Here is a 21,866-nt window from a genome sequence, read left to right as displayed (position 1 = left end):
TTATTTAGTCAAAAAATGATCAAACGTATCGCCACGCAAACCTAGTCGGATTGTCTCAAGCGAAGTTACTTCGCTTGGGGCGATATTTCCCATGTTCACATTGGCGCCCACTAGCTTAACAAACCAAACTTGCTGAGATTTCTGCGGCGCTTCCCAAAGTATCTTATCCTCTGGAATTTCAGTCAAAATTTCTTCTACCAACCCTTGACGAACTTCCCCAGAAGAACGAAAAAGTCCTACATTGCCTCCTTCACGTGCCTCCCCAATTACCTTCCATGCACCTGCTTCTAATTCCATGCGCATCAATTTAATCCATTTATACGGTGGTATTATTTTAGCTTCATCCTTGGAGCCCACTTCGGAAAGCACGGTGACTTGTTGGCTCAATGTCCGAATAAACTCGCATTTTACGTCTGACTCCATCTCAACCGAACCATCAGACACCTCTGCATATTCCATTCCAAATTCATCTAAAACACGTCGATATTCATCAAACTGTCCTCGAATATAAAAAGCCTCAAAAAGCGTCCCGCCAAAATAAACGGGAATGCCTGCAGACTTGTAAATAGCTAGTTTTTCTTTAAGATTTGGCGTAACATAAGATGTTGCCCAACCCAATTTAACGATATCCGTGTAGGCACCAGCTATCTCAATAAAATCCTCAACTTGACGAAGGCTCAACCCTTTGTCCATGACCATGGTCAACCCTTTTTGTCTTGGCTTACTTGTCCGGTCAGGAATTTGGCTCAAATTGTAATTCATAGGTTTTTTAGATTGTAACTATTAATTAAATACGTACATGCTAGACACTAGTTCGCAAAAATAAGCATTCCATCTCGTTGTGGCAAATCCCGAAATACTCATATATTTGTCGGACTTTAACTTATCATCATGAGACCTTTTTTTCTTTTATTAATTTGTTCGCTTTTAATTACGTTTAATAGTGTCGCAAACGGTAGTTCAGACCAGATTCTTGGGGAATGGGTTTCGGAACAGCGGGATGGGAAAATCACAATTTTTAAACAAGGAGACCGCTATTTTGGAAAAATATCCTGGGGAAAAATTCCTGGGAAAAAGGACACAAACAATCCAGATCCTAAACTCAGAAACCGCGATTTAGTGGGTGCGGTCATCCTTCAAAACTTTACATTTACAGGGGAAAGCTGGGAATCAGGAACAATTTATGACCCGAATTCTGGCAAAACCTATGATTGCATTTTAAAGGTAAAAGACAAAAATCAAAAACTAGACATACGCGGTTTTGTAGGCTCAGCCATGTTTGGCCGAACCTCTACATGGTCCCGCTCTTAATTACCCCTTAAACTAACGCCTAAGATGATCCCAAACGAGTCAATTATCGCATATTTAAATCAGAATTTAAATAAAAAAATTGCGGATGGAAATCCCAATCCAATTACAACTTGGCTGGACGGAACTTTGCTAAAAGCCTCCGCAGGGTCAATTACGGCTGAATTTGACGTTCGCTCTGACCAGTGTAACCATGCGCAAGTAATGCATGGCGGAATCATCACCACAATTTTGGATGAGATCATGGGTATGACACTCATTACGTTAAAAATAGAACACCTTTATGTGACCATCAACTTACATGTTGATTTTCTTTTTGGAGCAAAAGCGGGTGAAAAAGTAATAGCCGTTTCCGAGGTTTATCGCGTAGGTAAGAAAATTGCGAATGTAGAAGCCAAACTTTATAATAAAGAAGGAAAGCTACTAGCAAAAGGATCGAGTAACCTGGCAGCTACGTCTATTCCTGTCAACTTCTAAGCCAAAACCTGATAGGTGATGAACGCAGCCAAATAAGCTAAGGCAGTCATGTAGAAAAACTGGATCGCGGGATATTTCCACGATTTTGTTTCCCGGTAGGTCGTCGCTAAGGTACTCATGCATTGCATCGCAAAAGCATAAAATATCAACAACGAAAATCCAAGTGCGGCATCATAAAGTGGCTTCCCCGTATCAGGGTTGATTTCGGCGCGCATCCGATTCTTAATTGTTGCATTTTCATCATCCACATCTCCGCCCAAACTGTAAATAGTGGACATCGTTCCCACAAACACCTCGCGCGCAGCAAATGACGTTATTAAAGCAATACCTATTTTCCAATCGTAACCTAAAGGTTTTATAGCAGGCTCTATAAAATGTCCAAAATGTCCGGCATAAGATTGCTCCAACTTTTCTGCAGCGATTCGATTGGATAACTCACTGGCTGACAGGTTAGGGTTAGCTTTTCGTAAGCGTGCATCAACTTGGCTCATACTATCACCAGGGCCATAACTAGCTAATACCCATAAAACAATTGATATGGCAACAATAATTTTACCTGCTTCAAAAACAAAGGCCTTGACTGAATTTAAGATAGAAATCGCCATGTGTTTGAACCTAGGCGCTTTGTAGGTGGGTAATTCCATGATAAAATAACTTCGCTCTTTGACCTGCAAAATTTGCTTCATCACCCAGGCTGAAATAATGGCCATTAAAAAGCCCAACAAATACATACCAAAAAGAGCCAATCCCTGCAAATTGAATAGCCCAAACAAGGTGCTTTTTTCCGGAACAACCAACGAAATTAAGATGGTGTAAATTGGCAAACGCGCCGAGCAAGACATCAAGGGCGTTACCATAATTGTAATCAAACGATCTTTCCATGATCCAATTGACCGCGTACTCATGATAGCAGGCACAGCACATGCAACCCCTGAAATCAAAGGAACAACAGATTTGCCATTCAAGCCAAATCGACGCATCAATTTATCCATAATAAACATGACACGAGACATGTAGCCCGTTTCCTCCAACATGGCAATAAAGAAAAATAGGAAGGCAATTTGAGGTACGAAAATCAAAACTCCACCAATTCCCGCCACAAGGCCGTCGGTCAATAAACCCGTCAAAGCAGATGCGGGCAAAACTGCTTTCAACCAATCATTCAAATACGCCACACCCCCATCAATCGCATCCATCGGGTAGACTGCCCAAGTAAATACTGCCTGAAACATCACAAATAACAGCAAGAAGAAAAATAAATACCCGCCGACCGAATGTAAAAAAAGTGAATCAAGCCGATCCGTCCACGTTTTAACAGGCGGAGCGTCCCATTGACGATTCAAATTAATCACACAACGCTCGACCACCTCAGATAAGGCTTCATACCTTTTGACCGTTTCAGAGGTTTTGTATTCTTCAGATTTAAATTGAAATTCATCCTGTATGGCATCAAAGGTCTTGCGCTGATCCGGGGAAAACATTTTCATTCGATCATGCTCCATAAGCCACAATAAAGAACGGTATGGATCCGCCTCCCCGAACTTCAATTCAATCCCTGCCAACAATTGCTCATCCACTGGCAATGGTAATCCATCATTTGACGCGTAACGATTTGCTAACGTTTTACCAACAGCCAAACGTAAGCCATTAACACCAATCCCTTTTTTCGCATTAATTTCAGCTACCTCGACATTTAACTCGCGGGCTAACTTGATTGAGTTAATCACATACCCTTCCGACTCCGCAACATCAATCATATTTAAAGCAAGTACCGTGGGTATACCCAAATCACGCACCTGCGAAAAAAGCAATAAATTTCGTTTTAAATTAGAAGCATCCGCCACCACAATCGCCATGTCCGGATAATCTTCATGGGTAGGATTACCCAAAATATTGATAACCAACTCCTCGTCAATGGACTTCGGATAAATACTGTAGATACCGGGTAAGTCTAAGATGTCAACTTCTTGTCCCGGTTCAATTTCCCAAACACCTGACAACTTATCCATGGTCACACCTGGGAAATTACCCGTCTTTTGCCGCAAACCCGTGAGGCTATTGAACAAGGAGGATTTCCCAGCATTTGGATTACCAATTAACGCTATTTTAGGCCTTTGTGACAAAATCAGTTTTTTAAGGGATTAATTTGAATAGTTGCCGCTTCATCCTTGCGCATGGTCAACGTGTAACCTGAGACCTTAATCGCTATCGGATCACCAAATGGCGCTAGATGCGTCATTTCTACCTCAGAACCAGGCAAACAGCCCATTTCCAATAACTTCAACGAAAGTAACGCATCCGTAAAACCGATAATTTCGCCACGCTCACCTATTTTTAAATCAGCTAAAGTCTTACGCGTATTCAAGTCCACTTATTTAGAATTATTCAAAATTAGGTTAAATGTACTAAGTATTTTTGACCTAAAAAATGATAAGCAATAGTTTTAGTTCGTATTGTACCCGAAAGCAAAATTTCTATCGTAAATTGCGGGTCCTTTAGGATTTTTCAAACAAAATGTTCGGTCAGATACCTGTTTTAGTCAAAAAAGAAATGCAATTGGAATGGCGTCAGCGCTATGCATTGCATGGATTGCTGCTTTACCTGGCCTCCACCATTTTCGTTTGTTACCTTTCTTTTAAAGCAAAACAACATAGCATCAACCCCATAACTTGGAATACGTTGTTTTGGATTATCCTGCTTTTCATCGCTATCAATGCAATCGCGAAGAGTTTTACACAGGAACCAAGCCAACGAAACATCTTTTATTACACCCTTGTTAGCCCGGAAGCAGTCATCTATTCTAAAATAATTTATAATTCAATCGTCATGATTGGGGTTTCATTGATTGGAATTTTATTTTACTCCTGGGTCATGGGCAACCCAGTTGGTAACATGCCACTTTACCTTCTATCCATTATTTTGGGGTCCATTGGTCTTGCATCGACACTCACACTCATGGCAGGCATTGCAGCACAAGCTGAAAATTCGGCAACATTAATGGCCGTTTTAAGTTTCCCTATTATCATTCCTTTACTACTACTTTTATTGAAATTATCGAAAAGTGCTATGGACGGAATTTCCATTCAAGAAAATTATGACGAAATTGCCATTCTCGGAGCACTAAATACGATTGTAGTCGTTTTATCAGGCATCTTATTTCCCTACATATGGAGACACTAAAAAAGAACTTTTGGAAATTCGTGTGCATTGCACTTCTTTTTTACACCGTCTATGAGGGTCTAAATGGCAAAGTGCCTCGCCAAGCCATATTAAACGAAACAGTACGGAACTTGTATTTTCACGTAACGATGTGGTTTACCATGATATTCCTACTCGGAACATCCGTATATCATTCAATTCAATACCTCCGAAAAGGAGATCTGCAGGCAGACACCAAATCCTATGCCTATGTCGAAACAGGTCTTGTTTTTGCACTTTTAGGCCTAGTAACTGGGTCCTTTTGGGCCAAATTTACATGGGGTGATTGGTGGACAAACGACCCAAAATTAAATTCTGTTGCCGTAGGCTTACTGATTTATCTTGCCTATTTATTGGTTCGCTCATCACTCCCAGATGACCAACAAAAAGCTCGAATATCATCCGTATACAATATATTTGCCTTTATTGTTTTCATGGTGCTCATTTGGATTCTTCCCCGCATGACGGATTCATTGCACCCGGGGAATGGCGGTAACCCTGGATTCAATTCCATGGACTTAGACAATCGCATGCGTATGGTATTTTATCCAGCGATAATAGGCTGGACCATGTTAGGATTCTGGATTGCGAATCTGCGCGTCCGAATTAAACAGATTGAACAACAAATCGAAGAAAAAGAATAATATGAAAACGAACTTATTCAGCCTACTTTTAATACTAACTACTTTCGTGGCAAATGCACAATCCGAGGTAGAAATGGCCGATCAATTTCGGGCCGACGGTAAAATAAATGTGGTAATCGCTGTAATCGGCATCATTTTGGTGGGATTATTTGTGTATTTGTTTCGCTTAGACCGCAAAATCACTGATTTAGAAAATCGCCTCAAATGAAAAAAACACATATCGTAGGGCTAATCCTTATTGCGATTGCCATCGGAATTATACTGATTACCACAGGGGATGCAAGTACGTATGTGGGATTCGATGAAGCAGAACGCATCGGTCAGCAAGACCCTAATCAAAAAGTTCATGTGGTCGGCAAGTTAAAGAAAGACGTGCAAGGGCATATTATAGGGCTACAATTTAACCCTGCGTTAGATGCCAACAGGCTGCAATTTATTGTACAGGATAGCTTGGGTAGAGAAAATGAAGTAATTTACGCCGCTCCGAAACCACAGGATTTTGAGAAATCAGAAAAAATCGTGTTGGTGGGAAGCATGAAGGCCGACAAGATTTTTTATTGTGATAAAATATTATTGAAATGCCCATCGAAATACCAAGAGGGTAAAATTTCCGCCGACTCAAGCGCTTCAGTAGAAGCAAAAAAATAATTATGATACACGAAAGTATTGGCCAAATAGGACATGGCCTCGTCATTATCTCATTTGTAACAGCTCTTCTCGCTACATTCGCGTACTATAAGACGAGTCAAACAGATGCGCTAAACACGGAATGGAGACAAACTGCGCGCACCTTATTTTTCATCCATTTTGCCGCTGTAATCGGTGTGGCCTACAGCCTTTTTCACATCATTTACAATCACTATTTCGAATACCATTACGCGTTTACGCATGCTTCGCTTGCCCTACCACTTCAATTTATGATTTCTTGTTTTTGGGAAGGACAAGAAGGCAGTTTCTTACTTTGGATATTTTGGCAGGCGCTACTTGGTTTGCTGTTAATGATCAGAAATCCCACTTGGGAGGGCCCAGTGATGACCGTTTTTGCGCTTGTTCAAACTTTCTTAACCTCCATGATTATTGGCGTTATCATTCCGGTCATCGACTTGAAAATTGGCTCCTCCCCATTCTTGCTTTTGCGCGAAGCACAACCCGACTTGCCCGTTTGGAGCATGCAGCCAAACTTTATCCCGAAAGATGGCCGAGGCTTAAATCCACTATTACAGAATTATTGGATGGTGATTCATCCACCTACCTTGTTTCTAGGTTTTGCCATGACTTTAATTCCATTTGCCTACTTAATTGCAGGGCTTTGGAAAAATAAGTTGACCGAATGGATTAAACCTGCATTACCATGGGCCTTGGCCTGCGGAGGTATCCTAGGCATTGGAATTTTGATGGGTGCTTACTGGGCATATGAAACCTTAAATTTTGGTGGATATTGGAATTGGGATCCCGTAGAAAACGCATCGCTCGTACCTTGGCTAATTCTAATTGGTGCCATCCACACCATGGTAGCCTACCGTAATTCAAGTGCGGCGTTAAAAACCTCCATAATTTTGGTGATTTCAGCCTTTATTTTGGTTCTGTACTCAACTTTCTTAAATCGTTCCGGTGTATTAGGAAATGCTTCAGTGCACTCTTTTACAGACCTTGGACTATCCGGTCAATTACTCGTTTACATGCTAACTTTCCTTGTTGGTGCCATCGCATTCGCTTGGTATCGTTGGAAAGACCTACCCAAAGACGAAAAGGAAATTGGGGTCTATTCAAAGGAATTCTGGATTTTTGTTGGTGCATCTATATTGGGCTTATCGGCATTCCAACTAACATTTACAACGTCTATTCCGGTCTACAATACTATCGCGGAGGCCTTTGGATTAGTTTCTAATCTGGCACTACCTGCTGATCAAGCAGAACATTACAGTAAAATTCAAATATGGATTTTTGTAGCAGTTGCTATTTTAAGTGCAGTAGGTCAGTACGTTTGGTGGGGGAAAATTAAGGAATCAACTAAATGGAAGCCACTTTTAAATGCGGTGTTAATTGCCAGTTTACTAACCGTATTATTTGTTAACCTGGGCAAGATCTATACGGCTTCCTACATTGTACTTTTGTGGAGTAGTCTATTTTCTACAATTGCCAATGGAACCATCCTTTGGTTTTTGATTAAACAAAAATTCTCGCTATCAGGCGGTGCAATGGCACACGTAGGATTAGCGATTATGTTGATTGGGGTGTTGTTTTCATCTGGATACTCTAAAGTTGTCTCACTAAATCGGTCGGGATTTGCCATCTCAAATAAAGTCGAAGAATTTACGAAAGATAACAACAAAGAAAACAAAGAAAATCTTCCACTTTGGCTAGGACAAGGGGCGCAAATGCAAGATTATTTGGTGACTTATAAAGGCCGTAAAATTGCTATTCGCGGAAAATCAGGATACTACAACAAAAAAGATTTTGAAATTATTGAGGGCGATTTTCATGCTGTGGCGCTTCGTGACGTAACACAAGATGGAGAATCTATTGCGAAAAAAGGCGATACACTAACTGTAGAGCCTGAGAATAATTATTACGAATTAGAGTTTAAGAATGCAGAGGGAAAAGTAGTTTCACTATATCCGCGCTGGCAAGTAAATCCAAAAATGGGAACCGCCATTTCGCCGGATGTAAAACACGCCTGGGGACATGATATTTACACCTATGTTTCGCTAGACCCACGCTTGGCTGCCGAGGCGGGTGAGGAAAAGCAATGGAGTCAAACTATAAATTCAAAGGTCTCCATTGGCGATACTTTGTTTTTAAATGATTTTGTAGCCGTCCTAAAAGACGTGAGCCGCGTAACGAATGTCGAAGGGGTAAGCCTAAGCGAAACAGATGCCGCTGTTCAGGCCAACTTTCTGGTGCTGGGTAAAAACTTCCAACAGTTTGATTTGAAACCAACCTTTATTATTAAAGACGGTATGGTTGCGATGCCCGCTTTTGAAAGCGAGGAGACAGGTATAAAAATTAAATTTACGGCGATAGACCCAAAGACACAGCAGTTTAGTTTTGCGGTTAATACGACCCAGCAAGACTTAATTATTATTAAGGCATTGGAAAAACCGTATATCAATTTGGTTTGGGTTGGATCGATTCTTATGTTTATTGGATTATTTGTCGCTACATTTCGTCGGACAGAAAAAAATATCGCTTAACATGAGCCGTAGAGAAAAATTAAGTATTTCGGGTGCCATCGGATTTTTAATTATCTGGATTATTGACCTAAATAGTCCGACACCCAAGGAGATTCAAGGCGACTTTTGGAATGAAATATTTTACCATTATGGATGGCTTATGTACGCCGTTGCTTGCCTCTTTTATTATCAATTTTCGAAAAATAACCGATTGAAAAAGGAGGAAGAAGAATCAAAAAAAAATAATTAATGAGTCCAGAATATACCATTCAAAGTAGTCAAATCATTGGAATAATCACTTCCATGGTATTTTCTGCATTCTTTTCTGGAGTCGAAATGGCCTTTGTTTCCTCGAATAAATTGTACTTTGAACTCAAGTCGAAACAAAATATCCTGAGCGCCAAAATCATTTCTAATTTCAACCAAAGTCCGTCTCGATTTATAGGCACAATGTTGATAGGAAATACATTATCGCTGGTTGCTTATGGTATTTTCATGGAAGAATATCTTCACCATTTAATTTTGAACAACATTTCATTAATTGAAAATGAAATTATAGCTCGCTTACTAGCTTCTATTCTAGCCACAATCTTAATTTTAATGACCTCTGAATTCACCCCAAAAAGTGTGTTTTTAATCAATCCAGATGCCATTCTAGAGTTCCTTGCTATCCCAATTTGGATAATTAATACGCTTATGTTCCCCTTAGTATGGAGCACTGTTGGCCTATCTAAATGGTTCATTACCCAAGTTTTACGTCTTCCTTATTCGGAGGAAAAGCCCGCCTTTGGACTCACAGACTTGAATCATTACTTACAAAATTTAAATCGGAAGATTTCGACTGAAGAGGAAAATGAAGTTGACACTAAAATCTTTCACAATGCCCTCGAATTCAAACAAGTAAAGGTCCGCGAATGTATGATTCCTCGGACAGAAATTACGGCTATTGAAGTAGAGGAAGGCATTGAAGGCTTAACCCATGTATTTATCGAGAGTGGCCATTCTAAAGTTTTGGTTTACAAAGAAACACTTGAGGAGGTAATTGGCTATTGCCATTCGTTGGAATTATTCAAAAAGCCAAAAGACCTGTTGGCCATTTTAACCCCCATTCCAATCGTTCCTGAAGCCATGCCAGCGAATGACCTGATGATCAAGTTCTCCAAAGAGCGTAAATCACTCGCATTAGTCGTTGATGAATTTGGAAGTACCTCCGGATTGGTCAGCATGGAGGATGTTATGGAGCAGATTTTTGGTGAAATTCAAGATGAGTATGATGACTCCGAAGATTGGATTGAAAAGGAATTAGATGATCATACGTATTTGCTTTCAGGCCGACATGAAATTGATTACTTAAACGAAAAATATGCTTGGAATTTACCCGATGGCGACTATGAAACGCTGGGAGGAATGCTCATTAGCTTGTATGAAGACATTCCTGGTGTGAATGAGGTTATTACATTAAGCCCTTTTCAATTCCAAATCATTACGGTAACAGACGCTCGAATTGATACGGTTAAAGTGATTATTACAGGGAAAATATCGAAAGACGAACCTATTAAAGGGAAGCACTAAGTACCCGCTGGAGTGTCTGGCATTTCATTTCTGTCTCTTGCCATTCTGTTTCAGGAACAGATTCCTCCGTAATTCCGCAACCTGCAAAATAAGTCGCCTTCATTTGTTTAGTACCATGTTCCAAGCGGACAGTACGTAGATTAACAAACAAATGTGTCTCTTGATCCACATTAACAGGACCCAAATATCCACTGTATAGTGATCGCTGATGCTTTTCTACGGAATGAATCCAAGATTTTGCTGCTTCTTTAGGTGTGCCACAAACGGCAGAAGTCGGGTGCAAAAGGTCTAACATAGTAGAAATTAAACCTGGATAATGATACTTCTGCGTATCAACCAAGTATTCCGTTTTTAAATGCATCAAATTTCCGGCCAATACGGTTTTAGGCCCATTTTCAACATACTCTCTCAAGCGTATCCGCTTAAAACAATCAATGATATAGCGGCTTACATAGGCTTGTTCCTCAATCTCCTTTTGTGACCATCGCACCTCCTGGACAGATAACTGCGTGCCATCTGCTTGCGAAGCTGCATGCGTACCTGCAAGTGAAATCGTACTAAAAACTCCCGCTTTATTCTGCGAAACAAGTATTTCAGGGGTAGCGCACATCCACGTACTCCCTAAAGCAGGAAGATATACGGCACATACAAATGCGGTTGGATAAGCCAAACATAAACGATCAAAGGCCTCCAAAACATCAAAAGACGGATCAAAAATTTGTTCTGCCGTACGCGATAAAACTACTTTCTGAAACTCCCCAAGATGAATCTTTTCAACCGATCGCTGAACCTGCTCTTTAAAATACGCCTTTTGATCTTCGTCTACCACCACAGCAACATCATTTCCCACGGGTAAATTGAACGTGACAACAGGTAAGGAGTGTATGTGACTTGCCAATAAAAAATAGGGTTCTCCTTCAAAGGGGGCTACTATAAATCCACTTGGTAAGGCCGCTAAATCCAAAGAAGCTTGTTTCACTCCCCCAGTAGCGTCTACCATCAAGTGCTTTTCAGGCTGATTAGGCAATCGCCAAACAACGATGGCATGTTCTGATTGAACTGCATCTTCCCACAACTGACTCCACAAATTTGACATTAATCTACTTTCAATATAGCTACAGTTAAACGACTCGCACAGATTAATTGTTCGTCCTCATCATGAATTTTTATTTCGTACACATGTAGTGTTTTTCCAATTCGTAACGGAATGCAGGTTCCTACGACAAAACCTCCGCGCGCCGATTTCAAGTGGTTGGCATTAATTTCAACCCCGACCCCTTTGTAATGTTCCGGATCTGGTACAGCTAAGCTAGAAGCAATGCTACCCATCGTTTCTGCTAATACAACGGATGCGCCACCATGTAGTAAGCCGAAAGGCTGTTTTGTTCGATGGTCAACAGGCATTTTAGCTTTGATAAAGGTTGCATGGATTTCAGTGAACTCAATTCCCAGATGCTCGATCATATTACCCGCTGCCCATGCATTTATGGTATCAAGAGAAATGGCCGTATTAAACATAAATATTCGTAGTTTTGTGGCGTAAAATTCGGAAATATTTGCCGAATAAAGACCCTTTCGTAATTTTTTATGCATTCGATTAAAGACATTTACTTGATACGCCACGGCGAAACGATATACAACCGTTCCGGGGTAGTTCAGGGCAGCGGTATTGATGCAGATTTGAATGAATTGGGTCAAAGACAAGCCGAAGCTTTCTACGCGCATTATCATCACCTTGAATTAGACAAAATCTATACCTCTGCGCTGAAGAGGACACATCAGTCGGTCCAACAATTCATCGAAAAGGGGCTTCCATGGGAGCAACACGCTGGTTTAAACGAAATTTCTTGGGGTGTTCGTGAGGGTCGCACCCCGAATACAGCAGACGATACTTACTATCGAAATTTAACTAAAACATGGCGTGAAGGCAATGTGCACGTGCAGTCTGAGGAGGGGGAAAGTCCACTTGAGGTTTTAGAAAAACAAAAACCGGTCGTCGACCTAATTCTTTCGCGTCCAGAAGAAAAATCGATATTGATTGCGATGCATGGGCGTGCCATGCGAGTTTTACTTACGCATTTGTTTGAAAAACCATTGCACAAAATGGATGATTTTGCGCATCAAAATTTATGTTTGTATCATATTCAATACGACTACAAGCTGGGTCGGTTCAACCTGTTACAAGCAAATCAAACAGATCACTTACGCGACTTGCCCGAATCTATGTAAGGATGAAAAAAAATCAGCTTTATTGGTCATTGCAATTCGGCGGATGGTTCGCATGGGCGCTCAATGAAGCGCTGCTTTACACAAATCAATATGGTTGGAAATGGGCATGGCTTTTTTCATCGTTGGCCAATATTTCGCTCGCCATTTTCTTAACCCACCAATACCGACGGAAAACTAAACACTTCCATTGGCAAGATCTGAGCTTATTTCGCTTATTACAAATGAATATCCTAGCGCTACTTTTCATGGCGCTCTGTCTGGTAGGATTAAACATCCCTATGGATTATACCTTTCTGCAAGAAAGCTATGACGTTACATTGAGCCCATTTATTGTCATTCAGATTTTATTCAATTTCATGAAGCCATTGGCAATTTGGCAGTTGATTTATTTCTTCTTCCAATATTCCAATAAAAAGCTAGACATGGAACGTGAGCAGGACCGATTGGAACGCACGATACAGGAAACTGAAGGTAAAGTTTTACGCGCCCAAATGAACCCACATTTTGTTTTCAACGCATTAAATAGCGTGCAAGCACTAATTACGGAAGATCCTCTAAAGGCAAAAAAGGGGATTAACCAATTGTCAAAATTACTCCGTAGCTCATTATTGACCGAGCGCAAAAAAACGATTCCGCTTGCAGAGGAACTTGAAACGGTAGCTGATTATTTGGCATTAGAAAAGATTCGTTATGAGGATCGACTCACGTGGAAAATGGATATCCCATCCGCATGTAAAAAGGCTCAAATACCACCTATGATGCTCCAAACGCTTGTTGAAAATGCCATTAAACATGGAATTTCGCATTCGGTAAAAGGTGGCATGATCACAATCGCTGCGCAATTGAATGAGGGAAGCGTACATATCTCCGTGATTAATCCTGGCCAACTAAAAGCAGAAATGACAAATTCGTTGGGGATTGGATTTGAAAATTCAAAGAGTCGGCTTAATTTATTGTTTGGAGAAACCGCTCAATTAAGTATTCGTCCATTGGACAAAAATCACGTGGAAGCAATGATGGTTTTGCCTTACCTTGAGCTAAAATAATACCTACCATGAAAGCAATTATCGTAGACGACGAGCGATTAGCCCGCAATGAACTCAAACGTTTATTGGAAAATTTCCCACATATCGAAGTGATTGGCGAGGCTGCTAATACGGATGAGGTGTCCGAATTGCTTGAGACCCAACAGCCAGACGTGTTATTTTTGGATATTCAAATGCCTGGAAAAACAGGATTTGAATGGCTTGAAACCTGGGAGGGTTATTTACCCGAGGTGATTTTTACAACAGCTTTTGATGCCTATGCGTTAAAGGCATTTGAGGTGAATGCCTTGGATTATTTGTTAAAGCCCATCGACCTATCTCGCCTCAGCGATAGCATTCAAAAATTAGAAAAGCAGGTGCAAGCGCAAACGCGCGCTACCGAAAGCCCTAGTCATAAATTGGGTGCCCAAGACCAAATCTTTGTGAAAGACGGGGAGAAATGTTGGTTCGTCCGCCTAGATCGCGTTCGCCTTTGTGAATCGATGGGAAATTATGTCCGCTTGTTTTTTGATGATCAGAAACCATTAGTTTTGAAATCCTTAAATGCCATGGAAGATCGCTTGGACCCCAAAGTATTCTTTCGCGCGAATCGCAAGCATATCATCAACCTAAATTACATTGACAAAATTGAACCTTGGTTTTCTGGAGGCTTGCAGGTTACGTTGATGGGTAAGGGCGAGAAGATTGAGATATCGCGCCGACAGTCCATTAGGTTCAAGGAATTACTCTCGCTTTGATCGTTTAGGGGCTTCGCCGAGCAAAAATCCATAGGCATGGAGGGCAGGCACATGATCAAAAATAACTTTAAGAATAGCAGTTAAAGGTAAGGCTAAAATCAGCCCTGGTATTCCCCAAATTAGTTCCCCGGCTAATAAGGCCAACATAGCAATCATGGGGTTAATACTCACCTTGGATCCGATGACCAACGGTGTTATGAAATTTGCTTCCACAAATTGAACTGCGGCTACCCAAGCAACTACGCCCATAGCAAACCCAGGTCCTAAGGTAACTAAGGTTAAAACGATCGGTAAGGCCGCTCCCACCCAAATCCCTACGTAAGGGATCAGCAATAAAATACCCGTCAAAGATCCGAAAAACAGGTAGTAATCAACGCCTAGCCACCAAAAACCAATGCAATTTGAAATGGCAACGATTAACATAACGGCTAAAAGGCCAACCAAATAACTCTGCACTACTCCGCCCGTTTTGTGCATAATTCCTTGTAACACAGAACGCTCGGTCGTGGGGAAAACCTTACTTAAAAACTCAGAAAAAAACTGCCGATAATACAAGAAGAAAAATACAAATATGGGGACTAAAATCAGGGTGGTAATCGAGTGAATCAACGTGGTGAACGTTGTAGACAAAATCGATCCGGAATTCTTTAATAGATTCATGGTTTGATTTGTCACCTCGCCCATTTGCTTTTTGCGAGAGATATTTAGGTTTTTAGATAAAAAACTTTGGAGGCTATTCAACCATGATTCGGCCTTTTTGATAAAGATGGGCCAGTCGCTTACAAACTCGGCCGCTTGCCCGATAAGTAGTAATAATAATCCGCCTAAAACCAAAACAAGCAGCAGTAAGCAGATACTAATGGAAATGGCACGGGGCAATCCACGACGCTCAAGCCAAGCACAAATGGGCAAAAGCAACATCGCAAGAATCATTCCAAATGATAATAAAATAAGTAAGTCCTGGAGTAAATACAATCCCAAAATAACCAGCGCGATGGAAATGAGCACGGCAGCTAAACGAATCGGATAAGCAGTTTTTTCGGGCATTGGGCAGGAATAATTAAATCAAAGTAAAAAAAAGTTAACAATTTCGTAATATAGCGACTCCTATCTTTGTGTCACTTCATTTAAACTAATTGTCCAATATGAATATGAGCACACAGTTTAATCAGGCGAAAATACTTTTAGTGGATGATGACCCTGATATTCTCGAGCTTCTGGAGTACAATTTAGCAAAAGAAAATTATGTTTTGGCCAAAGCTCATGATGGACAAGAAGCATTGGAAATTGTTAAACAATTTAAGCCGGCCTTAATTATCATGGATGTGATGATGCCCGTGATGGATGGAATTGAGACGGCACGCAAGATTAAAGCCATTCCTGAGTTAAAAAATACACTGATTTTATTCCTAACAGCGCGAGGAGAAGAGTTTACTGAAGTGGCGGCTTTTGATGCAGGAGCACATGATTATATCATTAAGCCCATCAAGCCGCGTGCTTTAGTTAGTCGCATCAATGCGATTTTGAAACGCGATACAGCGGAAGAAAGTCAAGAAATTATTTCGATTGGAGGATTAGTGATTAATCGGACACAATATGCAGCAACCTTTGATGGACGCACACTTGTGCTACCTAAAAAGGAATTTGAATTACTTTCTTACCTCGCAAAAAACCCGAATAAAGTATTTAACCGGGACGAATTATTAGAAAAAGTTTGGGGGTCAGACGTGTACGTCGTTGAACGCACAGTCGATGTGCACATCCGAAAGCTACGCGAGAAAATTCCGGAATATTACATCAAAACTCTGAAGGGGGTAGGTTATTTATTTTCGATTGAAAAGGCCTAATTCGAGCCATTTTTGGTAAATTGCGGCTTCAATGATGAAGCAACTTCCTTTTATTCTAGTTTTATTTTCATTTAGCCTGTTGGCAGAACATCCGAAACGCGAGTTACGAGGCGTTTGGGTAGCAACGGTCCAAAACATCGATTGGCCAAGTGCGCGCAATTACAATGGAATAACCCAACAAAAAGAATTTATTGAGCTTTTAGATTCCCATCATAAAACCGGAATCAATGCCCTATTTGTTCAAGTGCGTACTGCAGCAGATGCCCTCTATGCCAAAAGCACAGAACCTTGGTCCGCATATTTATCTGGACTACAAGGCCAAGCACCAAAACCCTATTACGATCCGCTTGCTTTCATGATTTCGGAAAGTCATGCGCGAGGCATGGAGTTTCATGCCTGGCTAAATATGAATCGGGCCAGCATGTCCACTAAATCTTTACTTAGTTCGGAGAGTATTGTGCGCAAACACCCCGAGTGGATTGTGACGTATAATCACCAACATCTTTTGAATTTTGGCATCCCTGCCGTTCGGCATTATATCACCAATGTTGTCAAAAATATTGTGCAAAACTACGATGTAGATGGCATTCATTTTGATGATTATTTTTACCCCTATCCGATTAAAAATGAAGTATTTCAGGATGGTGAGGCGTATCAAACGTATAAATTACCTAATGAAAGTTTGGCCGACTGGCGGCGTAGAAATGTGAATAACCTAATTCAAGAAATAGCTCAAGCCATTAAAGAAGTCAACCCACGTGTGAAATTTGGCATCAGTCCGTTTGGCATTTGGCGACATAAAAGCTCAGATCCCGAATATGGATCCCCGACACGAAACGGGTTACAGTCCTATGACGATTTGTATGCCGATACGGAGAAATGGGCGAAGGCTGGTTGGCTTGATTATTTAGCCCCCCAATTATATTGGGGAAATACGCATCGCGTAGCTCCCTTTGGGCCACTTGCCGCCTGGTGGAATGAGCATGGGTATGGCCGACCGATCTACGTGGGTCATGCGGCCTATCATTTAGCGGATCAATGGAATGCGGGGGAATTAGCCAAGCAATTGCAACACGCGCGGAGTTTAGATCAAGTTAAAGGGTCTATTTACTTCAGTTCAAGCCAATTAGCCAAAAACCTAAAAGGCTTCCAAGACACTTTGCGTAAATCATATTTTGCGCATTTGGCGTTAGTGCCCACGATGCCTTGGTTGGACAGCATTCCGCCCACGGCTCCGCACCAAGTGAGTTTAAACAAAAAGGGGGGACAATGGGTTTTGACATGGAAACCTGGCGAAATGAGTATGGACAAAGACCCTGCCACCTATTATTTGGTCTATAAAATCCATCGCAAGGAGGGATTGAAAGCTTTGGAACAGGCAGAAAATATAGTTTATAAAGGAAGCAAAACAGAAATGCAGATAGAGGCTTCAACCGTTGAATCCGGTCATGGATTTGTCGTAACGGCCGTCGATCGATTACATAATGAGTCAACTGCCGGCACGGTTCAATGGATCGTGCCTAACCCTAATTAATATGAGTTTACGTTTTTTACATTTGACAGTTAAAGAAATCACGGAGGAGACCTCGGACACGAAAACCATCCATTTTTGGCATCCAATACATGAGACCTTGTCGTATATATCGGGTCAATTTTTAACCTTGATCCCAACTATCGCGGGGGAAAAACCGCGCCGTAGCTATTCACTTTCTTCTTCTCCTAAAACCGATATGTCACCGGCAATTACGGTGAAGCGTATTTCGGGTGGGGTGGTTTCGAATTTTTTATGTGACCACATTAATGTGGGCGACGCGATTGAGGTTATTGCTCCCATGGGGAATTTTGTGTTAGAAGCTGATGCGAATCAAGCTAAAACCTATGTGTTTGTGGGCGCTGGCTCTGGCATCACGCCGCTTATGTCCATGATTAAATCTGTTTTGCACGGAGAACCTAAATCGAAAATTCGGGTTATTTATGGGTCGCGCTACGAAGACCAAATCATCTTCAAAAAGCAGTTGGACGCCTTAGAAGCATCATTCGCGGATCGTTTGCAGGTATTGCACGTGATCAGTAAGCCTTCTGCTTCCTGGCCGGGCTTGAAAGGTCGGATCAATCAAGCGTCTACGGTGTATTATTTGAAACAGGAATTTGGCTTAGACATTGCCAAAGCGCATTATTTTCTATGTGGACCGGTGGGTATGATGGATGATGTGCAGGCCGCATTGGGGATTTTTGATGTCCCTGCCGACCAGATACACAAGGAATTATTTAATGCAGCTCCTTCTGCAGATACGTCGATCGAGGATAATTCAGTGGCCCGTGAGATTACCTTAATCTATGAGGGAAAATCACATGCGGTGATGGTGCAACCTCATGAGACCATATTGGAGGCCGCGCTGGAGGCCGATTTAGATATTCCATATTCGTGTCAGGCTGGCATGTGCACGGCTTGTATGGGCTTGTGTAAGTCTGGATCTGTAGTGATGGATGAGGAAGATGGACTGACGGCAGGTGAAATTCAAAAAGGATATATTCTTACGTGCGTGGCACATCCGACGAGTGATGGGGTAGTGATTGATCTAGATTAATATCAGTTTTTCGGGCTTGAAAATCACTTTTTCCACTTACCTTTGGCAATCCTCCAAGGTTTGCCAAAGGTAGGGGGGAATTAGAAATCTCGGGGATCCCAAGCCACCCGCGTATTATCATACAAAGAAGCTAATCGAGTCAGGTCATCTTCATCCAACGCAAAATCAAATACCATTGCATTTTCAATCATGCGATCACGATGAATGGATTTTGGAATCGTCACCGCGCCCATTTCAATATTCCAACGAATCAAAATCTGATAGGTAGTCTTGGCCCATTTACGTGCGATTTCAACTAAAACCGGGTGATCTTTTTTCAATCCACGTACGACAGGCGCATACCCCTCGACTTGGATACCCTGCTCCTGACAGAACGCTAATTCATCCGGCAAATAACAAAACGGACTTAACTCAATTTGATTCACAGCCGGACAAATATGCGCATAGTTCAAAAGCTCCAATAAGTTTTTTTGGTAATAATTTGAAACGCCGATGGACTTGATGACACCTTGTTCATGCAAGGATTCCAACGCCTTCCACGTTTCCTTGCGCTTATCTTCCTTAGGCCAATGAATCAGATACAAATCGATATACTCCAAAGACAAATCATGCAACGACTTTTCAAACGCACGCATGGTTGAATCATATCCCATGTCGTCCATCCACACCTTACTTGTTATAAATAATTCTTCGCGTGCAACGGAAGTGGACGATATTGCTTGGCCAACTTCCAATTCGTTTCCATATATGGAAGCCGCATCGATTAAGCGAATCCCAAGATCAAGCGCTTCTCGTACCGATTGCCCAACTTCGTCTTGTTGGCCTGGCGCATACACCCCCAAACCCAGCTGAGGCATTAAATAACCTGAATTCAATCGAACATTTGGAATTTGCAACATTAGATCTAGTTTAATTTCGACTTTAAAGCTAGCTAAAATTGATGTATTTTTACAAAAAAAACAGCCGATGACCCGAGTAGTAAGCCCACAAAAAATCACACGTAAATTCTTAGCAGCCGACTTTACATTAAGTTCGTGGGAAAGTGTTTTACCTTATTTTGAAAAACTCAGCGAAACGAAAATCAACTCCTTAGAAGATTTAATCGAATTTTGTCAAAACCGTTCTGAATTGGAAAGCTACCTTTCCGAAAACTTTGCGTGGCGGTATATTAAGATGTCGTGCGATAATCAAAATGAGGCGCACCAGCAAAGCTATCAGCAGTTTGTCAATGAAATTATGCCAAATGCCTCGGTCTTCGAGGACGCCTGGAATAATAAAGTGATGCAAAGTCCATTTGCCGCTGAACTCCCACAAGAAGGCTATTCGATTATGTTACGTGGCTTGAAAAAGTCGATCGAAATATTCCGCGAAGAAAACATTCCACTTTTTACTGAATTGCAAAATTTACAAACGCAATATGGTGCGGCCACAGGTGGTTTAATGGTGGAGATTGATGGGGTAGAAAAAACGCTCCAACAAGCCAACGCCTATTTAGAATCAAATGACCGCGAAAAACGTAAGGAGGTTTACGAAAAAGTATCTGGAGCACGCTTAGCTATTCAAGAAAAACTCGATGATTTATTTGATCAATTAATTGGCAAACGCCATCAAGTTGCTCTAAACGCAGGCTTCGCAAATTACCGCGATTATGCATTTGCGAGTCTCGGTCGTTTCGATTATACCCCAGCAGATTGCTTTGAATTTCATTCGGCGGTTGCAAAAACGGTGGTTCCTATGATCAACCGTCAAGCTGAAAAACGCAAAAGTGTACTTGGCGTTACGGCGTTAAAACCTTGGGACAAGGCCGTAGATGTTCTCGGACGGGAACCCTTAAAGCCATTTGAAACGGGCGAAGAATTGCTAAACAAAACGATTGAGGTATTCGATCAGATGGATCCATTTTTGGGTAATTGTTTGAAAGAAATGGTCAAATTAGACAGATTTGATTTAGACTCACGCAAAGGGAAAAACCCAGGTGGATATAATTACCCTTTAGAGGAAAGTGGTTTCCCATTCATTTTCATGAATGCGGCTGGTCAGGTACGAGATATGGTTACGCTCCTACATGAAGGCGGGCACGCGGTTCATTCGATTTTAACGAAAGATTTAGCCTTAAACGCCTTCCGAAATTTCCCGTCGGAAGTTGCTGAACTGGCTTCCATGAGCATGGAATTAATAACGATGGATTATTGGGATACCTATTTTGCAGATCCCCAAGCGGCTAAAAGAGCAAAAATCAAGCATTTAGAGGACATATTGGACACCTTGCCTTGGGTGGCGACAATTGATGCATTCCAGCATTGGATCTATGAAAATCCGAGTCATTCCCCAGCGGAACGTGCGCAAGCTTGGAACCGAATTTATGGACAATTCTCAGATCGAATAACAGATTGGAGTGCGCATGAAGACGTTAAAACGAAACTTTGGCAAAAACAATTGCACTTATTTGAGGTACCATTTTACTACATTGAATATGCCATTGCGCAATTGGGAGCGCTAGCGGTTTGGCGTAATTACTGCCAAAATCCAACGCAGGCATTGGATAAATATTTGAATGCATTGAGTTTGGGCTATACCAAACCGATCAAAGAAATTTACGCCACGGCAGGAATTGAATTCAATTTCAGCCAAGCTTACATCCAAGAATTGATGGACTTCTTAGCGCAAAAAATTCAACAATTAGAAGAAAGCTAATTTTTTTAAACCAATTTTTGGCCTTACTTTTGCATCGTAATTTTGTCAATAAGAACAATGAAATTAAAAAATTTACTTCCGATTGTTGCCCTAGCTGTAACTGCTATTGCATGTGATTATCAAAAAAATAATACAATCAAACAAAAAGACGTTCGCAAAGATGATAAGTATGTTTACGGAATTCATCCAGATTCAGCCGCTGCGCAGTCGAAAAACACATATACAGCCAAGCCGGAATTAGAAGTTCGAGCAAATGCTATTCGTGAAAAACTATTTCAAGGAAAAGAAATTTCAAAAGGAAATTAACTACCAATATAGCTTAAGAACGAAGCCGGTCGATGACCGGCTTTTTT

Annotated in this window: 24 protein-coding genes; 17 read left to right on the top strand and 7 right to left on the bottom strand. The window is 41.3% G+C overall.

Features of this window, described 5'->3' with window-relative positions; all coding sequences use genetic code 11:
* Positions 1–762, bottom strand: coding sequence for a phosphosulfolactate synthase (locus tag ACIQ6T_RS03180; RefSeq protein WP_395784156.1), 762 nt, complete (start codon positions 760–762; stop codon positions 1–3).
* Positions 763–891: 129 nt separating this feature from the next.
* Between ACIQ6T_RS03180 and ACIQ6T_RS03175 the strand changes: the two genes are divergently transcribed.
* Both ACIQ6T_RS03175 and ACIQ6T_RS03170 read left to right on the top strand, forming a co-directional pair.
* Positions 892–1,311 carry a DUF2147 domain-containing protein gene (locus ACIQ6T_RS03175; RefSeq protein ID WP_395784154.1) on the top strand — a complete coding sequence of 140 codons (420 nt, stop codon included), beginning with the start codon at positions 892–894 and terminating at the stop codon, positions 1,309–1,311.
* A 24-nt stretch (positions 1,312–1,335) separates the two neighbouring features.
* The gene (locus ACIQ6T_RS03170) at positions 1,336–1,785 is read left to right on the top strand and encodes a PaaI family thioesterase (protein WP_395784152.1); all 450 of its coding nucleotides are present in this window, start codon (positions 1,336–1,338) and stop codon (positions 1,783–1,785) included.
* Here ACIQ6T_RS03170 and feoB read toward each other — a convergent pair.
* Both feoB and ACIQ6T_RS03160 read right to left on the bottom strand, forming a co-directional pair.
* The gene (gene feoB / locus ACIQ6T_RS03165) at positions 1,782–3,908 is read right to left on the bottom strand and encodes a ferrous iron transport protein B (protein WP_395784150.1); all 2,127 of its coding nucleotides are present in this window, start codon (positions 3,906–3,908) and stop codon (positions 1,782–1,784) included. The two genes, ACIQ6T_RS03170 and feoB, sit on opposite strands and share 4 nt — an antisense overlap.
* Before the next feature lie 2 nt (positions 3,909–3,910).
* Positions 3,911–4,150, bottom strand: coding sequence for a ferrous iron transport protein A (locus tag ACIQ6T_RS03160; RefSeq protein ID WP_395784148.1), 240 nt, complete (start codon positions 4,148–4,150; stop codon positions 3,911–3,913).
* A 149-nt stretch (positions 4,151–4,299) separates the two neighbouring features.
* Between ACIQ6T_RS03160 and ACIQ6T_RS03155 the strand changes: the two genes are divergently transcribed.
* The 7 genes from ACIQ6T_RS03155 to ACIQ6T_RS03125 are packed head-to-tail and all read left to right on the top strand — an operon-like array spanning position 4,300 to position 10,372.
* Positions 4,300–4,965, top strand: coding sequence for a heme exporter protein CcmB (locus tag ACIQ6T_RS03155; RefSeq protein ID WP_395784146.1), 666 nt, complete (start codon positions 4,300–4,302; stop codon positions 4,963–4,965).
* A complete protein-coding gene (gene ccsA, locus ACIQ6T_RS03150; RefSeq protein WP_395784144.1) occupies positions 4,953–5,627 on the top strand; it encodes a cytochrome c biogenesis protein CcsA in 675 nt (224 codons plus the stop codon). Before ACIQ6T_RS03155 ends, ccsA (ACIQ6T_RS03150) begins: the two co-directional genes overlap by 13 nt.
* A gap of 1 nt (position 5,628) precedes the next feature.
* Complete coding sequence (locus ACIQ6T_RS03145; RefSeq protein ID WP_395784142.1) at positions 5,629–5,835, top strand: CcmD family protein; 207 nt, start codon at positions 5,629–5,631, stop codon at positions 5,833–5,835.
* The gene (locus tag ACIQ6T_RS03140) at positions 5,832–6,275 is read left to right on the top strand and encodes a cytochrome c maturation protein CcmE (RefSeq protein ID WP_395784140.1); all 444 of its coding nucleotides are present in this window, start codon (positions 5,832–5,834) and stop codon (positions 6,273–6,275) included. The genes ACIQ6T_RS03145 and ACIQ6T_RS03140 overlap by 4 nt, the downstream gene beginning before the upstream one ends.
* A gap of 2 nt (positions 6,276–6,277) precedes the next feature.
* Positions 6,278–8,821: a cytochrome c biogenesis protein CcsA gene (gene ccsA, locus ACIQ6T_RS03135; RefSeq protein WP_395784138.1), complete on the top strand. Its 2,544-nt coding sequence runs from the start codon at positions 6,278–6,280 to the stop codon at positions 8,819–8,821.
* 1 nt (position 8,822) lies between these two features.
* A complete protein-coding gene (locus tag ACIQ6T_RS03130; RefSeq protein ID WP_395784136.1) occupies positions 8,823–9,050 on the top strand; it encodes a hypothetical protein in 228 nt (75 codons plus the stop codon).
* Positions 9,050–10,372 carry a hemolysin family protein gene (locus tag ACIQ6T_RS03125; RefSeq protein ID WP_395784134.1) on the top strand — a complete coding sequence of 441 codons (1,323 nt, stop codon included), beginning with the start codon at positions 9,050–9,052 and terminating at the stop codon, positions 10,370–10,372. The genes ACIQ6T_RS03130 and ACIQ6T_RS03125 overlap by 1 nt, the downstream gene beginning before the upstream one ends.
* Here ACIQ6T_RS03125 and ACIQ6T_RS03120 read toward each other — a convergent pair.
* Both ACIQ6T_RS03120 and ACIQ6T_RS03115 read right to left on the bottom strand, forming a co-directional pair.
* Positions 10,356–11,468: a chorismate-binding protein gene (locus tag ACIQ6T_RS03120; protein ID WP_395784132.1), complete on the bottom strand. Its 1,113-nt coding sequence runs from the start codon at positions 11,466–11,468 to the stop codon at positions 10,356–10,358. The genes ACIQ6T_RS03125 and ACIQ6T_RS03120 overlap by 17 nt on opposite strands.
* Positions 11,468–11,965: a hotdog fold thioesterase gene (locus ACIQ6T_RS03115; RefSeq protein WP_395784130.1), complete on the bottom strand. Its 498-nt coding sequence runs from the start codon at positions 11,963–11,965 to the stop codon at positions 11,468–11,470. Before ACIQ6T_RS03115 ends, ACIQ6T_RS03120 begins: the two co-directional genes overlap by 1 nt.
* On the opposite strand from ACIQ6T_RS03115, the gene ACIQ6T_RS03110 reads away from it, so the two are divergent.
* Genes ACIQ6T_RS03110 through ACIQ6T_RS03100 form a run of 3 tightly spaced genes read left to right on the top strand, consistent with a single transcriptional unit; the run spans position 11,960 to position 14,384 of the window.
* The gene (locus ACIQ6T_RS03110; protein WP_395784128.1) at positions 11,960–12,601 is read left to right on the top strand and encodes a histidine phosphatase family protein; all 642 of its coding nucleotides are present in this window, start codon (positions 11,960–11,962) and stop codon (positions 12,599–12,601) included. The genes ACIQ6T_RS03115 and ACIQ6T_RS03110 overlap by 6 nt on opposite strands.
* Positions 12,602–12,603: 2 nt before the next feature.
* Positions 12,604–13,647, top strand: coding sequence for a sensor histidine kinase (locus ACIQ6T_RS03105; protein ID WP_395784126.1), 1,044 nt, complete (start codon positions 12,604–12,606; stop codon positions 13,645–13,647).
* 8 nt (positions 13,648–13,655) lie between these two features.
* Complete coding sequence (locus ACIQ6T_RS03100) at positions 13,656–14,384, top strand: LytR/AlgR family response regulator transcription factor (RefSeq protein ID WP_395784124.1); 729 nt, start codon at positions 13,656–13,658, stop codon at positions 14,382–14,384.
* Here the strand turns inward: ACIQ6T_RS03100 and ACIQ6T_RS03095 are convergent.
* Positions 14,370–15,431 carry an AI-2E family transporter gene (locus ACIQ6T_RS03095; RefSeq protein WP_395784122.1) on the bottom strand — a complete coding sequence of 354 codons (1,062 nt, stop codon included), beginning with the start codon at positions 15,429–15,431 and terminating at the stop codon, positions 14,370–14,372. The genes ACIQ6T_RS03100 and ACIQ6T_RS03095 overlap by 15 nt on opposite strands.
* A 98-nt stretch (positions 15,432–15,529) precedes the next feature.
* On the opposite strand from ACIQ6T_RS03095, the gene ACIQ6T_RS03090 reads away from it, so the two are divergent.
* The 3 genes from ACIQ6T_RS03090 to ACIQ6T_RS03080 are packed head-to-tail and all read left to right on the top strand — an operon-like array spanning position 15,530 to position 18,819.
* Positions 15,530–16,231, top strand: a complete 702-nt coding sequence (locus ACIQ6T_RS03090) for a response regulator transcription factor (RefSeq protein ID WP_395784120.1) — start codon at positions 15,530–15,532, stop codon at positions 16,229–16,231.
* A gap of 31 nt (positions 16,232–16,262) precedes the next feature.
* Positions 16,263–17,765, top strand: a complete 1,503-nt coding sequence (locus tag ACIQ6T_RS03085; protein WP_395784118.1) for a glycoside hydrolase family 10 protein — start codon at positions 16,263–16,265, stop codon at positions 17,763–17,765.
* Between the two features lies 1 nt (position 17,766).
* Positions 17,767–18,819: a 2Fe-2S iron-sulfur cluster-binding protein gene (locus ACIQ6T_RS03080; RefSeq protein WP_395784116.1), complete on the top strand. Its 1,053-nt coding sequence runs from the start codon at positions 17,767–17,769 to the stop codon at positions 18,817–18,819.
* A gap of 80 nt (positions 18,820–18,899) precedes the next feature.
* Here ACIQ6T_RS03080 and ACIQ6T_RS03075 read toward each other — a convergent pair whose 3' ends face one another.
* A complete protein-coding gene (locus ACIQ6T_RS03075; protein ID WP_395784114.1) occupies positions 18,900–19,718 on the bottom strand; it encodes an aldo/keto reductase in 819 nt (272 codons plus the stop codon).
* A 67-nt stretch (positions 19,719–19,785) separates the two neighbouring features.
* On the opposite strand from ACIQ6T_RS03075, the gene ACIQ6T_RS03070 reads away from it, so the two are divergent.
* Positions 19,786–21,513: a M3 family oligoendopeptidase gene (locus ACIQ6T_RS03070; RefSeq protein ID WP_395784112.1), complete on the top strand. Its 1,728-nt coding sequence runs from the start codon at positions 19,786–19,788 to the stop codon at positions 21,511–21,513.
* Between the two features lie 57 nt (positions 21,514–21,570).
* Entirely contained in the window at positions 21,571–21,819 is a 249-nt protein-coding gene (locus ACIQ6T_RS03065) for a hypothetical protein (RefSeq protein ID WP_395784110.1), read from the top strand.
* The last annotated feature ends 47 nt before the right edge of the window (positions 21,820–21,866 follow it).

Source organism: Aquirufa sp. (assembly GCF_044377215.1).
Taxonomy (GTDB): domain Bacteria; phylum Bacteroidota; class Bacteroidia; order Cytophagales; family Spirosomataceae; genus Aquirufa.
This window is presented reverse-complemented; position numbering and strand designations above follow the sequence as displayed.